Here is a 956-nt window from a genome sequence, read left to right as displayed (position 1 = left end):
TGAAAAAAACCATGCTTACTTTCGCCGCTTTAGCTACTTTAGCCACTTCTTTCGCTTCCGCCCGCGGTGCCCACATGCCGGCTTACAACCATGCCAATAATTCAGGTGAAATCGCCGGTTTGCAAGCCGTTCAATATGACGGTATGAAACGTGCCGACAAAAACGATGACAGCATCAAATTCAGCTTTCCGGGCAGCACCGTGGTAGCCGAAGATGGCGGTTATCAATTCTTAGGCCGTACCGAAAGCCGTTAATAGAAGTATCTTCAATAAAGACAAACGAGCCGTCTGAAATCTTTCAGACGGCCTTTGATATCTCGCCATTACTTTATCACTCATAACAGACGTTATGGTTAATAGCAGATAAAGTCAGCCGTCTGAAAAATAGTTTTGCTTTTGGTTAAAGATAGCCAATTTAAGCCTTAAACCAAAAAATATCCTAATCTATTTAAATGAGTCTTTGAAAATTTTAAGTCTAAGATTTTTAAATCATATTTAATAATTTGAGTAAAGCTTTGCGAATATAACCATCAATTTAGAAATTATCAATTCTTAATGGTTTCCAATTAAGAAACCGATGTTAAACAAAATCGATATGTTTCAATTATGGTTCGTTCCATACAATACGCACATAAACAAAGCAGACGGCAATTTTTTAAATACTGCCGAATGCCACCCAAACACAAAACACATCATAATAAGAGGATTTTTTATCATGAAAAAAACCGTACTGACTTTCGCCGCTTTAGCTACTTTTGCCGCTTCTTTCGCCTCTGCCAAAGGCGCCCATATGCCTAAATATGACCATGCCAACGACTCAGGCCCGATTGCCGGTTTGCAAGCAGTACAATATGAAGGCATGATCCGCGCCATCAAAAACGATGACAGTGTGAAATTTGTCGCTCCCCGTGGTCAAACTTCCGATGCGGTTTTCCAATACCACTATGACCACTTGGG

Annotated in this window: 2 protein-coding genes; both read left to right on the top strand. The window is 40.3% G+C overall.

Annotated features, from left to right (window positions below):
* On the top strand, positions 1-254 hold a 254-nt coding region (locus NXS09_RS10775), incomplete at its 5' end, for a hypothetical protein (protein ID WP_259292514.1).
* A gap of 460 nt (positions 255-714) precedes the next feature.
* The coding region (locus NXS09_RS10770; RefSeq protein WP_259292513.1) for a hypothetical protein at positions 715-956 on the top strand (242 nt) is incomplete at its 3' end.

This window comes from Neisseria montereyensis, assembly GCF_024834045.1.
GTDB lineage: Bacteria > Pseudomonadota > Gammaproteobacteria > Burkholderiales > Neisseriaceae > Neisseria > Neisseria montereyensis.
This window is presented reverse-complemented; position numbering and strand designations above follow the sequence as displayed.